Annotated in this window: 13 protein-coding genes; 7 read left to right on the top strand and 6 right to left on the bottom strand. The window is 45.0% G+C overall.

What is annotated here, in order from left to right:
* Positions 1–43: 43 nt before the first annotated feature.
* From H6G03_RS14145 to H6G03_RS14135, 3 genes are all read left to right on the top strand, one after another.
* Positions 44–1,084 (top strand): helix-hairpin-helix domain-containing protein, encoded by a 1,041-nt coding sequence (locus H6G03_RS14145; protein ID WP_190465025.1) that lies wholly within the window; start codon positions 44–46, stop codon positions 1,082–1,084.
* A 78-nt stretch (positions 1,085–1,162) separates the two neighbouring features.
* Complete coding sequence (locus H6G03_RS14140) at positions 1,163–1,597, top strand: ferritin-like domain-containing protein (RefSeq protein ID WP_190465010.1); 435 nt, start codon at positions 1,163–1,165, stop codon at positions 1,595–1,597.
* 112 nt (positions 1,598–1,709) lie between these two features.
* Positions 1,710–2,681 (top strand): FTR1 family iron permease, encoded by a 972-nt coding sequence (locus H6G03_RS14135; protein WP_190465009.1) that lies wholly within the window; start codon positions 1,710–1,712, stop codon positions 2,679–2,681.
* 72 nt (positions 2,682–2,753) lie between these two features.
* On the opposite strand, the gene H6G03_RS14130 is transcribed toward H6G03_RS14135, so the two are convergent.
* Both H6G03_RS14130 and petG read right to left on the bottom strand, forming a co-directional pair.
* The gene (locus H6G03_RS14130; protein ID WP_190465008.1) at positions 2,754–2,942 is read right to left on the bottom strand and encodes a CsbD family protein; all 189 of its coding nucleotides are present in this window, start codon (positions 2,940–2,942) and stop codon (positions 2,754–2,756) included.
* 356 nt (positions 2,943–3,298) lie between these two features.
* A complete protein-coding gene (gene petG, locus H6G03_RS14125; RefSeq protein ID WP_190465007.1) occupies positions 3,299–3,412 on the bottom strand; it encodes a cytochrome b6-f complex subunit V in 114 nt (37 codons plus the stop codon).
* A 242-nt stretch (positions 3,413–3,654) separates the two neighbouring features.
* On the opposite strand from petG, the gene H6G03_RS14120 reads away from it, so the two are divergent.
* Positions 3,655–4,029: a c-type cytochrome gene (locus H6G03_RS14120; protein ID WP_190465024.1), complete on the top strand. Its 375-nt coding sequence runs from the start codon at positions 3,655–3,657 to the stop codon at positions 4,027–4,029.
* A 289-nt stretch (positions 4,030–4,318) separates the two neighbouring features.
* On the opposite strand, the gene H6G03_RS14115 is transcribed toward H6G03_RS14120, so the two are convergent.
* The 4 genes from H6G03_RS14115 to H6G03_RS14100 form a co-directional block, all read right to left on the bottom strand.
* Entirely contained in the window at positions 4,319–6,043 is a 1,725-nt protein-coding gene (locus H6G03_RS14115) for an ABC transporter ATP-binding protein (protein ID WP_190465006.1), read from the bottom strand.
* A 206-nt stretch (positions 6,044–6,249) separates the two neighbouring features.
* Positions 6,250–6,627, bottom strand: a complete 378-nt coding sequence (locus H6G03_RS14110) for a hypothetical protein (protein WP_190465005.1) — start codon at positions 6,625–6,627, stop codon at positions 6,250–6,252.
* Between the two features lie 117 nt (positions 6,628–6,744).
* Positions 6,745–7,011, bottom strand: a complete 267-nt coding sequence (locus tag H6G03_RS14105; protein ID WP_190465004.1) for a hypothetical protein — start codon at positions 7,009–7,011, stop codon at positions 6,745–6,747.
* A gap of 35 nt (positions 7,012–7,046) precedes the next feature.
* Positions 7,047–7,310: a hypothetical protein gene (locus H6G03_RS14100; protein WP_190465003.1), complete on the bottom strand. Its 264-nt coding sequence runs from the start codon at positions 7,308–7,310 to the stop codon at positions 7,047–7,049.
* Between the two features lie 70 nt (positions 7,311–7,380).
* Here H6G03_RS14100 and ahcY point away from each other — a divergent pair, with 70 nt between their 5' ends.
* The 3 genes from ahcY (at position 7,381) to H6G03_RS14085 (ending at position 12,237) form a co-directional block, all read left to right on the top strand.
* On the top strand, positions 7,381–8,658 hold the full coding sequence (gene ahcY, locus H6G03_RS14095; RefSeq protein ID WP_190465002.1) for an adenosylhomocysteinase: 1,278 nt from the start codon (positions 7,381–7,383) through the stop codon (positions 8,656–8,658).
* A gap of 148 nt (positions 8,659–8,806) precedes the next feature.
* Complete coding sequence (locus H6G03_RS14090) at positions 8,807–9,421, top strand: DedA family protein (protein ID WP_190465001.1); 615 nt, start codon at positions 8,807–8,809, stop codon at positions 9,419–9,421.
* An 86-nt stretch (positions 9,422–9,507) separates the two neighbouring features.
* Positions 9,508–12,237, top strand: a complete 2,730-nt coding sequence (locus tag H6G03_RS14085; RefSeq protein WP_190465000.1) for a pentapeptide repeat-containing protein — start codon at positions 9,508–9,510, stop codon at positions 12,235–12,237.
* The last annotated feature ends 53 nt before the right edge of the window (positions 12,238–12,290 follow it).

Below are 12,290 nucleotides of genomic sequence, written 5' to 3'. Positions count from 1 at the left end.
TGCCTGCCAGTAATACCCGCTTAAAATTTTGGGAATTAAGATGATGTTTCCTTTTCGTTCTCTGTCACTTGCAATTTCGATCGCCTGCCTAGTTGCCCTCGCGTCCTGTGGCGGTACTCAAAACACAGAGAGTACCTCAACACCCGCCCCCACCGCCAGTCCCGCTGCTGCCACCGCCACTCCGGCAGCGACAGAGGTTACCAGCCACAACATGAGCGGCAGCAAGCCGAAAATCAACATCAATTCGGCAATTTTGTCAGAATTAGATAAATTAGAAGCTAAATTGGGCGTTCCAGCATTATCCAACAAAATTCAAGCCAGTCGTCCCTACGGCAGCGCTGAAGAACTGGTATCCAAAAAAGTAATTACCCAGGAACAGTTTGACCAAGTTAAAGATATGGTGACGATCGAAGATGTCGTCCTCACCGGTGAAGCCAAAGATGTTGACTATATGACCAAACTAGGCTTAATGAAAGGACATCTTTTAGTTGCCAAAGAACTGCTGGATGTGCAACAACCAAAACAAGCCGAACCTCACATCGGTCACCCGGTAGAAGAAATTTACGTTGATGTGGAAGAGCAACTGAACGAGCGCAAAGTTAAAGAATTCAAAACAACCCTCATAAGTTTGCAGGATTTAGTCAAATCCAAGCCAAAAGACGCCAAAATAGCCACAGAGTTTGGTACTTCTATGCAGGCGGTGGATGCGGCGATCGCAGGAATACCCGAAACACAAAGAAAATCGCCAGATTTTGTGCTAAAGGTAATTAACGGATTGCTGGATGCAGCTAACTCAGAGTACGGGGCAGCGATCGCAAATGGCAAAGTGTCTGCGGCAATTGAGTATCAAGACTCTCGCGGTTTTGTAATCTACGCCAACACTCTTTATCAGTCGATCGCCGATAAAATGGCTAAAGAACATCCCCAAGAACATCAGGCGATCGAAACCAGTATGGCCGAACTCATCAAAGCTTGGCCCTCCGCTACCGCGCCAGCCGCACCCGTGCTAACACCAGCGCAAGTGTCCCAGCTGATTAAGACAATTGAGCAGAACACTCAAAAAGTCACAACAAGTGCGTCATAGGTAATGGGTAATGGGAGCGAAAATAATTCCCATTACTCCATCCCCAATTCCCAATTCCAATCACTAAGACCCAACAGAATGAGAGAACTCGACAACAAAAAGGCGACCGACATCCTCAATAAAATCATGGAATTTGAACTGGCAGGAGTAGTGCGTTATACTCACTACTCCCTGATGGTAACAGGCCCCAACCGAATTCCGATTGTAAATTTTTTCAAGTTGCAGGCGACCGAATCCTTAACTCATGCCCAACAAGTAGGAGAAATTCTCACAGGTTTAGAGGGGCACCCTACCCTGCGAATCGCTCCTATTGAAGAAACATACAAACATTCCGTGCGAGATATATTGGAGGAAAGCTTAGCTCACGAAAAGAAAGCTTTAGACCTTTATAAAGCTCTTCTAGATACAGTTGAGAATGCCAGCATTTACCTGGAGGAATTTGCCCGCACGATGATTGGTACAGAAGAAATGCACAACATAGAAATAAAAAAGATGTTACGAGATTTTAGTTAATAGACATTAGTCATTAGTCATTAGTTAGCGGTAATTAGTTAGTTTTTGACTTTTGGCTTTTAACTTTTAACTTTTAACTTTTGACTGAGTGACTTTTGACTTTTGACTTACTATGGATTTTAGTTCAGCTTTACCCACATTTATCATTACCCTGCGAGAAGGGGTTGAAGCCGCTTTAGTAGTCGGAATTGTCCTAGCTTTACTCAAAAAAGCAAAACGAACCAAACTCAACCCGTGGGTTTATGCCGGTGTCGTGGTCGGACTTCTAGCCAGTGCGCTAGTAGGCATACTATTTGGCTGGATAATTCAATTCCTGGGCACATCAAATCAGCAGTATACTCCTGTCATAGAGCCACTGCTAGAGGCTGTTTTTGGTGTCGCGGCGATCGTCATGCTCAGCTGGATGCTGATTTGGATGACCCAGCAAGCGCGTACCCTCAAAGCGCAAGTCGAGGGAGCTGTCGCTAGTGCCCTCAAAGACGACGCCGCAGCCGGTTGGGGCGTTTTTAGCTTAATTTTAATCGCCGTGTTGCGAGAAGGCTTTGAAACAGTTCTGTTTATAGTTGCCAAATTTCAACAAGGTTCGATCCCAGCTATTGGCGCACTTAGCGGCATAGCAGTAGCTGCTGGTATTGGCGTGCTTCTTTTTAAATGGGGCATCAAGATCGACATCCGCCGCTTCTTCCAGATTATGGGAGTTTTATTACTCCTAATTGTGGCAGGTTTAGTAGTTTCATCAATGGGAGATTTTGACGAAGCCGTGAGAAGTCTGTCACAGATGAATCGCGAGTCAGAATCTCTATGTTTTTACTACGAAAGGTTTGCCAAAAACCCCTCCTGCATTCTGGGGCCAATGGTTTGGAATGCTACCCAAGTTCTGCCACAAGACAAATTCCCCGGCATTATCCTGCACACCTTGTTCGGCTATCCTGACAAGCTGTACATCGTGCAAGCAGTGGGTTATTTGCTGTTTTTAATTACGATTGGCGGTATTTACTTCCGCAGTTTGGGAAGCAAAAATCCAGTATCTACCAGAAATGGCAATATCCCTTCATCAGCTGCTGAAAAATCCATCCGTTCTTAAAAAGTAGGGTGGGTATTGCCCACCACATTTAAGAGCAATAAAAGTAGGTGGGCAATGCCCACCCTACTAAACTTAAGCTCTGTCTATCATTCCTTTAGCTCTGTCTTTGAGGTCTTCCTTCGCGTGCATAGCAGCTGCTTGCTCCTGCTTCATCTGACCTTCTACTTTGTCTTTGGGGTTGCCAGTAACTTCGCTCATGGCTTCTTGAACTTTGCCTTCAATATTTTTGGCAACTGCATTTAAACGATCTTCAACGCTCATATTAAACTCCTTGACAAAATTGAGTGACTATTTACCAAAAAGCTGGTTATTTTTCAAGCTCTTCTGTAGCCTAGTATGATATTTTTATTTGGCAAACAGGCTCTTTCGCTGGAAGGATTTAAATAGCGATCGCACTCAATCAAAACTGCATCAAAAATTCTAACTTTAGCCTGATGCACAAAAGAGAGAAGTAGGAAAAAACCCGGTTTTTAAGAAAAACCGGGTTTATGGCGGAGTTCCACCCATCTTGCGTCAATTTGGCGGACTGCTAGGGATTAGTTTTGTGCAATGAAGAATCAGTTTTCTTCCTGATACCCTAGTCTCCAGCCTCTTTTGACTTTTGACTTTTGACTTTTCTACAGACCCAGCTGGTTACCGCGCTTATACTGCATATATGCGGCGACAAACAGCCCAGCCAGGGTCACGAGTACCAAGCCGAGCACAATTCCGGAAAGTAGGGGTTCTACCACGTCAGATCTCCTTGAATGTTAAAGTTTATTACCTCTTATTCATACTACTACTAGGGATAACCGCGACAAGAAGCAATCCAGTAAGATGTTAAAACTTGCTTAGGTCTTGCCAGTTAAGGCGGTTGAACTCTGTGGGGCAAGATATTCTCCCTTCTCTCGGCTTGCCTGGATTGTCTAGAAATTTTAAGCTATGTATATGAATAAAAATTTCTTTGTACTTTCTCATCGTGCTGGGCAACCATGTGGAAAAGCAGGTAACTAAACTAGAAGCGGCGATCGGGCAGCTTACCTTGATGGCTCTAGCAGTGGTGCTGGCAGTCCTCGTGTTTATGGTCGCCTATCATCAGTGGCAGATATCCGATCCTTATGTCAAGAATGTTTTATCTCTGAAAGGCGATGGAATTCGCGGTCATGCTATCTTCCAAATGAACTGTGCTGGATGTCACGGGTTGCAGGCAGATGGTAGAGTTGGCCCAAGCTTGCAAGGTGTCTCCAAGCACAAATCTCCAGTTGGTCTGATTCACCAAGTCACAAGCGGCGACACACCACCCATGCCACAATTCCAACCCAGCCCGCAAGAAATGGCAGACTTGCTCAGCTATTTAAAGCAATTGTAGTCAAGCGATCGGTCATCCGATGCAAGGATTTTGGATTTTGGATTGGCTGGGCATTAAAAGGACGGCTCTTGAATTTCGGAAAAATTTTTTGATGATTTGCCTTGAAATGCAACTTATCTAATCGTAGGGCGGGTTAGGCACAGGCGATCTAAAAGTCAAAAGTCAAAAGTCAAAAGTCAAAAATAGGAATTTCTTCCCTCTTCCCTCTGCCTTTCCCTCTCCCCTCTTCCCTCTTCCCTCTTCCCTTTTCCCTAACCCCGACGCCCTAACCCCTAATCCCTAACCCCTTTTAACTAAATTGCTGAGCATAAAAACGCGCATAGCGCAACCCCGCTGCCAACAATTCCTCGTGAGTTCCCGATTCCACTATTTGCCCCTGCTCCAATACTAAAATTCGATCGGCTCTTCGCACAGTAGCCAATCTATGGGCGATAATAAAAACAGTTCGGTCTTTCATTATTCGTTCCAGGGCTTCCTGTACTAAAGCTTCCGATTCCGAATCCAACGCGGAAGTCGCTTCGTCGAGGATGAGGATTCTGGGATTGTGCAACACAGCGCGTGCGATCGCGATCCGTTGGCGCTGTCCTCCCGATAAGTTTACACCCCTTTCTCCTACCCAAGTTTGATATCCTTGCGTTAACTGGGTAACAAATTGGTGTGCGTTGGCGATTTCCGCCGCAGCTTGCACATCTTTGAGGTCGAAATCGGTTTGACCGAACGCGATATTTTGTGCGATCGTACCGGAAAACAGAATCGTTTCTTGGGGAACTATACCGATTTGTCGGCGCAAACTTTTTAGCGTCACATTCTGGATATCGATACCGTCGATGAAAATTTCGCCGACTTGGGGGTCGTAAAAGCGCGGTAACAAGTTGAGGAGAGTAGTTTTACCCGCACCCGAAGCGCCAACTAATGCGATCGTTTCTCCCGGAGTTACCAACAAATTCATATTTTGCAGAACAGGTTTATCCGGTGAGTAAGCAAAGTCGATCTGGCGATATTCTACTTTTCCAGTCACGGGAGGAAGTTCGACAGCATCCGACTTTTCCACAACTGAAGGTTGAATTATCAATAATTCAAAAATGCGATCGCTAGACGCCTGACCTTGTTTAAACTCATTATAATTGCTCGTTAACAGCGAAATCGGATCGATTAATAATGCCACTGCTGCTACATAACTAACAAATTCCGCGCCAGTCAAATTCCCTTGAGAAATTTGCCATCCTCCCAGGAAAAATAGCAAGATAACGCACATTGCTTCCAAAAAACCGACTACCACAAACTGAATTGCTTTCAGCCGTTCTGCCAAATATTTCGCCTGTCGGTTATGTTCGGCTTCTTGTGCAAATCGTTTCACTTCATATTCCTCAGCCGCGAAAGCTTGCACGAGGCGAATCCCGCTGAAAACTTCTGTCAGCAAAGCGGATAAATTGGAAATGCGATTTTGACTGCGGCGAGAAACGGTGAGAAGTTTTTCGCCAAACCAGCCAATCAATAATGCCATCAGCGGTGCTAAAATAAAAGTTGCCAGCGTTAGTTGCCAGTTGAGATAAACCATGTATCCCAACACAACTATTAATTGCAATACGCAGGGCACAAATTGGTGAAAAACTTTGTTGACAACTTCGCCAATTCTATCGATATCTTCCGTGAGACGATAGGATAAATCCCCGGTTTTAGCAGTTTCAAAATAACTGAGATTGAGACGCTGCAAATGTGCGTAAACTTGCTTGCGGAGGTCGAGGGCAATTTTCAAAGCAGCTTTCGCCATCAGAGAATCTTGAGAGTATTGCACAATTCCCCGGATAAAGAAGATTATGGCACTGAATCCGGCGAGTTGTGCGATCGCACCCACATTTCCCTCACCGATGTATCCGGCGATGCGACCCGCCAACCACGCCAGGATCGGCCAGAATACAGTAAATGCTAGCGTACAGCTTAACGCGAGAGCGATCGTTTTCCACTCTTGGCGGATGTAGGGGAGGAGTTGGTAGTAACTAGAACGAGTTTTCAAGGCAATATCCGGGATAAACTGTGCATTGAAATAGGCTATCAGGTTTTAGCACGATTCTTTGTCGCTAAATCGCGTTTGCTCTCTAAAAAAGCAGCTTCTTCAATTTTGATTCTTTCTCGGATAATGCGTTGCAGCCATAATCACAAAAAAGCAGTAGGACGAAAAGCCCTACCGCCAGTTAACCCAAAGGAGAAAACTTGCCCAAACTAAAAACCAATTAATTCTCGCGTTTCTAAACCAGCAAGTTGTTGTGCGAGCGCCAGTCTTGCTTCCAATTTGGCTACAGCAAATTGATTGCGGAGATATTCTAAGTGTGCGATCGCATTCGTCTTTTCCGTATTTAATTGCATCACCAGATCCAGCGCCTTTTGATATTCCTGATTGAATTGCAATAATTGAAAGCGATGCGCCCTGCGTTGAGATTCATTTTTTAGTTTTAAATTAGCCGCCACTAGCATATCCGCTCTGCCTTCAAAAGCATTAATTAGCTGCCGCATAGCAGACAATTCATAATCTATTTCAGCGATTGTTTGGGCGGCTTGGCAAATAGCAAGGGGATAATCACTGAGTTCGATCGACAACACATTTCCTCACAAAAAAAGGCTATGGGAAGAATTTCAAATATCAGATTGCAGATTTCAAATTTACAAAAATTTGCAAAATTATCGATTTGAAATCTTAAATTTGAAATCTGAAATTATTTAAGCGACGAGTTCATGCCGTTGGGAATGGGCGGAAATCTCCGGAATATTGAGAGGCAGTTGCTCAACTTGCGGTAAAGCCGCTTTTTCCAAAACTTCTACTTCAATACGCACAGAAACCAGGTAAGAACCGCCTTTTTCGCCAATAGCTTCGGCAATCAGCTTAGCGAGATCGGGACGCTTAGCGGTGAGAGGCTCTCGCAACGTGCAACGATCCCAGTCTTGCTTGGCGTTCGGATTGAGGCTGAGAATGTAGTGCTTATTCATGGGGCAAAAACCTAAATCCATCCTCTAAAAGGTCGCTAGTGAGCCATTTCCAAGGAAACTGGGCTCGATGACCGTACCCTTATATTATAGTACACTTGTACTGTAAAAGCAACCGCCTGCGATCGCTTTGGCTCGATCGCAGTTTGAGGTAAGAAAGGTAGGGAAAGTAGGGAAGTTGCAGAAATTATCTTTGATATCCGCCATCGCTCGATCGAGCGTAACTGCTTTGTCAAGGCAATTTTGTGAGTTTTTCCCTGTGGCGATCGCACTTTTGGTGTCCCAGCCGATCGGTATTGCAACCTACCCAGGCAGGGATAGAGTAATCTAGATTAGATCTGCAAGTTGAATCTTTCCCAAGCAACCAATTTCATGACTGCAACATACACCCAGCCAAAGCACGAAGTCAAAGACCTTTCCCTTGCCCCCCTCGGAAAACAACGCATAGAATGGGCGGGACGGGAAATGCCCGTGTTGCGCCAAATTCGCGATCGCTTCGCCGCTGAAAAGCCCCTCGCTGGCATTCGCTTAGTCGCCTGCTGCCACGTTACCACCGAGACTGCAAATCTCGCCATTGCACTCAAAGCAGCTGGTGCAGACGCCGTACTGATCGCCAGCAATCCCCTCAGTACCCAAGATGACGTAGCCGCTTGTCTCGTCGCCGAATATGGCATCCCCGTATTCGCGATCAAAGGCGAAGACGCAGAAACCTATGTCCGCCACGTCCAAGTTGCCCTGGATCACCGTCCCAACATCATCATCGATGACGGTTGCGATGTGGTAGCTACTCTGGTAAAAGAACGCCAAGATCAACTTTCCGAAATCATCGGTACTACCGAAGAAACTACTACTGGTATCGTTCGTCTCCGCGCCATGTTCAAAGATGGCGTACTCACCTTCCCCGCCATCAACGTCAACGACGCCGACACCAAACACTTCTTCGATAATCGTTACGGCACCGGTCAATCTACCCTCGATGGTATTATCCGCGCCACCAATATCCTGCTAGCCGGTAAAAATGTTGTCGTCGCCGGATACGGCTGGTGCGGTAAAGGCACCGCCCTCCGCGCACGAGGTCTGGGCGCTAACGTAATTGTGACAGAAATCGATCCGACTAAGGCGATCGAAGCAGTTATGGACGGCTTCCGCGTCATGCCAATGTCAGAAGCCGCACCCCAAGGCGATTTATTTATCACCGTCACCGGCAACAAGCACGTCATTCGCAGCGAACATTTTGACGTGATGAAAGACGGCGCAATTGTTTGCAACTCCGGTCACTTCGATATCGAAATCGACCTCAAAGCGCTTGGTGCCAAAGCCAAAGAAGTCAGAACAGTGCGGAACTTCACTGAAGAATACCGCCTGCAAAACGGTAAATCTGTTATCGTGTTGGGCGAAGGTCGTTTGGTCAACTTAGCAGCCGCAGAAGGACACCCCAGCGCCGTTATGGATATGAGCTTTGCTAACCAAGCTTTAGGTTGCGAATATCTGGTGAAGAACAAAGGCAAACTCGAACCGGGTATCCATTCCATACCAGTCGAAGTTGACAAACAAATTGCACGCTTGAAGTTGCAGGCAATGGGGATTTATATTGATAACCTCACCCCAGATCAAATCGAGTACATGAACTCCTGGACATCCGGAACATAAACAAGTAGTAAGATGTATAGAAACCCGGTTTCTCAGAGAAACCGGGTTTCTCACCATTTTACTTGTTCCCAGCTTGAATCTGGGAACCAAAAAAAGAGGCTCTGCCTCGCACTACATCCCCAACTATCAATTAACAATCCCCAAACTTATGCAGGAATGGATAACTAACACCATGACTTCCCTGGGCTACGTGGGAATCGGGCTACTGATGTTTTTAGAAAACTTATTTCCCCCTATTCCCTCCGAACTAATCATGCCGTTAGCAGGATTCACAATAGCTCAGAAACAGATGGCATTCTTCCCTGCAATTTTGGCGGGAGTAATCGGTACAATGCTGGGGGCGCTACCTTGGTACTATGTCGGCAAACTCGTCGGCGAAGAAAACTTGAAACGCTTAGCTGACAAGTACGGCAGGTGGATTTCTATATCTAGTAGAGATATTGAAAAAGCAGATAATTGGTTTGACAGACACGGGGAGAAAGCCGTGTTTTTTTGTCGCTTAGTACCGGGGGTTCGTACCTTAATATCCCTGCCGGCAGGTATGAGTGGGATGCACTTAGTACCGTTTTTAATTTACTCGACTGTTGGCACAACCTTGTGGGTGGGTTTGTTAACTTATACCGGGTATATTTTGGGAGAAAAATACGAGCTTGTCGATGAATATCTAGGCCCGGTTTCCAAAATAGTATTTGTTGGTCTTGTTGTGGCTTTTGTGGTTTGGATAGTGAGGAAAAGACAAAAGGCCAAAAGAAAAAATCTGTAATTTTGGTAAAGATTTGAATTACCAGACTTGCTAAGCAAAAGTCTGGTTTTAAAGCCAAGTTAAAATCTTATAATTTTTGAATCAAAATGGCGATTTATCGCCCAGAAGAAAACCGCAAGTTCATTACTACCGAATCAACCGGAAAAAGCGGACAGAGGGGTGAAAGTAGAGTTTGGTCAGCCGTTAAAATTGCTTTTGCAGATAGAGAATGTATTGCTTACTGGCGATATCCGATTTTTTCTCAGGTTGGTAAGACTCGCAAAGAACCTGATATTTTGATTGCTGATTTTGAACTCGGTCTAATTGTGATTGAGGTAAAATCGGTCAGAATTGACCAAATTGTTGCTATTAACGGACATCGCTGGGAATTTTGCAATTTTTACACCTCTGACGCGAGTCCTTATGCACAAGCAGAAAATCAGTTGTTCGCTTTGTTGGGATATTGCGATCGCGAACCTCTTCTTCGTCGTAAAGTAAATGGTAGAGTTATCATCGCTTTACCCTTAATTACCGAAAAACAATGGCGGGAAAAAGGTTTTCATCTACTTCCTTCTTGTCCTCCCATCATTTTTAAAGAAGATTTATTTAAATTGTCCTCTCCCCCAAGCCATCTAGTCGAAAGCGCGGGGAGTATGATTCCCCCCTTCCCGGCGAGGGAAAGGGGTTTAGCTATAATCATTCCACAAACCACTCCCATCATCAAAGGCGAAAATCTCAACGAGGAACAATGGAAATTATTGCTATCTGTATTAAGTGGAACACCAGTTTTTCGCCAATCTTCCAGCAGAATTATTCCCCAATTACAATTTCCTGAAGTTGTCTCTCCAATTCCAGAAAGTCGCACCAGCATTTTGGCGAAAGCGCGACAACAGTTATCGGAATTTGATATCCAACAAGAACGCATCGGTAAACAAATTCCTCCCGGCGCACAAAGAATTCGCGGTATTGCAGGTTCTGGTAAAACAGTCTTGCTGTGTCAAAAAGCTGCGAATATGCACCTCAAACATCCTGAATGGGATATTGCTTTAGTCTTTTTCAGTCGCAGTTTGTACGACCCCATCACCCAACAATTAGATAAGTGGTTGCGTCGGTTTAGTAGCGGTGAAATAAAATTCGATCGCACTAACCAAAAATTGCGAGTTCTTCACGCTTGGGGAGGAAAAAATCAACCCGGACTTTACAGCGTAATTTGCTCAGCAGCAGGTGTTCTCCCTCTCACAGTTTACGATACCGACAGCAAACAACCCAACGCATCTTTAGCCGAAGCTTGCACTCTGCTATTGCAAACAGTAGAAATTCCCCAAATATTTGATGCTATTCTCATCGATGAAGGTCAAGATTTAATTGTGGATGAGGAGTTGAAATTTGAGGGAAAGCAACCTTTTTACTGGCTGACATATCAATCTTTGCGACCCGTCGAACTCGAACATCCCGAACAGCGTCGGTTAATTTGGGCTTATGACGAAGCGCAAAGTTTGGAAAGTTTACATATGCCAACAGCGGGGGAATTATTCGGCGATGAATTGGCGCTTATGGTAACTGGTGAATATGCCGATGGTATCAAAAAAACTGAGATTTTGCAACGTTGTTATCGCACTCCTACCCCAATTTTAACAGTCGCACACGCAATTGGGATGGGATTGCTGCGACCTGGGGGAATGCTATCGGGAATTACTCGGAGTGAAGATTGGAAAGCGCTCGGTTATGAAGTAAAGGGTCGTTTTTCTCCCGGTCGGCAAATTACGCTGAAATGTGCGAGCGATCGCTCTGGTAATATCATACCACAACTTTGGGAAAAACCAGTATTGGAGTTTGATATTTATGACGATCGTCAATCGGAATTAACCGCTTTAGCGCACAACATTATATATAACCTCAAATGCGATCGTTTGAAACCAAGCCGGGAGATATTGGTAATAGTTTTAGGTTGTTTTGGAGAAGCGATCGAACTCGAAATTGAAGTCGCAGAGTTTTTGATGTCGCAAGGTATTGATATCTTCATTCCCGGCACAAGCAACTGCAATATCTTGACACCCTATCTAGAATATTCCAACCCCAACAAATTCTGGTGCGAAGGTGGCGTTACCGTCTCCCGCATCCACCGCGCCAAAGGCAACGAAGCCGACATGGTGTATCTAGTTGGTTTAGATAACATTGCCGAAAATGAGCGCAATGTCAAGCTACGCAATCAGTTATTTATTGCCTTAACGAGGACACGCGGTTGGTTGAAATTGAGCGGGATTGGCAACTATCCCATGTATGAAGAAATACGAAGTGCGATCGCAAGTGGCGACACTTTCAATTTTACCTTCAATCGACCACAAAAGCGAGCAATTAGCGTCACCAATGCGGGAGAATTGCTCAATCTATATGCCGCAGGCACGAGAAATTTTCAAAATGCAGATTGGCGAGGAATTCACTTAGCATATGCTAACTTACAAGATGCCAATTGTATCGGTACGCAGTTAAACAATGCCGATTTGCGAAACACCCAATTAGATGGTATAAAATTAGTAATTGCCGATTTGAGTAACGCCGATTTAAGTAATGCCAGTTTGCGAAAAGCAAAAATGATGGGTGCGATTTTGCGAAATGCCAATTTGAGTTATTCTGATTTAAGCCGCGCCGACTTAAGCGATGCCGATTTGCGGAATGCAAACTTAGTTGGCGCAAAGTTGGTAGGCGCTAACTTGAGTGGTGTCGATCTAAGAGGTGCTGATTTGACAGGTGCGGATATTGCGGGTGCTGAATTTAGCGATGTAAATTGGATGGGTACGAGAATGCCAGATGGTAAAATTTATGGTTACGGCAATTAATCTGTATATAAATATCGTAAAAATATACAAAATGTCACTTACCTAAAATAACC

It is taken from the genome of Aerosakkonema funiforme FACHB-1375, from assembly GCF_014696265.1.
Lineage (GTDB): Bacteria > Cyanobacteriota > Cyanobacteriia > Cyanobacteriales > Aerosakkonemataceae > Aerosakkonema > Aerosakkonema funiforme_A.
The sequence above is the reverse complement of the archived record's forward strand: the minus strand, read 5'-3'. Positions and strand labels throughout refer to the sequence as shown.

Bases quoted from the DNA above. Each gene is read 5' to 3' on its own strand.
- H6G03_RS14145 (WP_190465025.1), top strand. From the start codon at position 44: ATGTTTCCTTTTCGTTCTCTGTCACTTGCAATTTCGATCGCCTGCCTA.
- H6G03_RS14140 (WP_190465010.1), top strand. From the start codon at position 1,163: ATGAGAGAACTCGACAACAAAAAGGCGACCGACATCCTCAATAAAATC.
- H6G03_RS14135 (WP_190465009.1), top strand. From the start codon at position 1,710: ATGGATTTTAGTTCAGCTTTACCCACATTTATCATTACCCTGCGAGAA.
- H6G03_RS14130 (WP_190465008.1), bottom strand. From the start codon at position 2,942: ATGAGCGTTGAAGATCGTTTAAATGCAGTTGCCAAAAATATTGAAGGC.
- H6G03_RS14105 (WP_190465004.1), bottom strand. From the start codon at position 7,011: ATGAATAAGCACTACATTCTCAGCCTCAATCCGAACGCCAAGCAAGAC.
- ahcY (WP_190465002.1), top strand. From the start codon at position 7,381: ATGACTGCAACATACACCCAGCCAAAGCACGAAGTCAAAGACCTTTCC.
- H6G03_RS14090 (WP_190465001.1), top strand. From the start codon at position 8,807: ATGCAGGAATGGATAACTAACACCATGACTTCCCTGGGCTACGTGGGA.
- H6G03_RS14085 (WP_190465000.1), top strand. From the start codon at position 9,508: ATGGCGATTTATCGCCCAGAAGAAAACCGCAAGTTCATTACTACCGAA.